1 protein-coding gene is annotated in these 527 nt (G+C 62.8%); it reads right to left on the bottom strand.

The window, feature by feature from the left end; translation table 11 throughout:
* Positions 1-83: 83 nt before the first annotated feature.
* Complete coding sequence (locus IVB36_RS19275) at positions 84-506, bottom strand: transposase (RefSeq protein ID WP_247392737.1); 423 nt, start codon at positions 504-506, stop codon at positions 84-86.
* Positions 507-527: the final 21 nt, after the last annotated feature.

The raw sequence follows: 527 nt of genomic DNA, 5'->3' as shown, positions 1-527 counted from the left end.
CGCCAACAGCGCCAGACCATCCGCGCCCTTCCTGAAGTCTACAGGTCGGGTCGCAACGTAAATCATGAGGCCAGCGGGAGCCGTCAGCATGAACGTGCCCGGCGCAACGCAACAAACACATCACTCAGCACGGCAAGTCCAGGCGTCCCTCGCACCTCAACTCGTGCCCCCTGGAGCTCAACCGTCACAACGGCTGCTTCCGGCGATGAGGAGGGCGCGGCAGCCGCCGATGGCGACGATTCCGACAGCAACGGCACAAACGACAGTGCACCCGCCGCAGCTGGCAGCACCAGTTGACCTAAACGCGCCCGGCGCCGCCAGTCATGCACCTGCTGTGGCCGGCAGCCATGCCGGCGTGCGATATCTGTTACAACCGCGCCCGGCTCAAGGCTTTCCGCGACAATCCGGGCCTTCAAATCATCCGGCCACTGCTTACGGCCTGCGCCGGCGTACACTTCGATACGCTGTGTCAATGGTCGTCTTATGTCGTCCGAATGGTCGTCCATTATGAGCACCCTTGCAGAAGA

Origin of the sequence: Bradyrhizobium sp. 35 (assembly GCF_023073215.1) — a bacterium.
Lineage (GTDB): Bacteria > Pseudomonadota > Alphaproteobacteria > Rhizobiales > Xanthobacteraceae > Bradyrhizobium > Bradyrhizobium canariense_D.
Note: the sequence above shows the minus strand (reverse complement) of the source record. Positions and strands in the feature narration are given on the sequence as shown.

Bases quoted from the DNA above. Each gene is read 5' to 3' on its own strand.
- IVB36_RS19275 (WP_247392737.1), bottom strand. From the start codon at position 506: ATGGACGACCATTCGGACGACATAAGACGACCATTGACACAGCGTATC.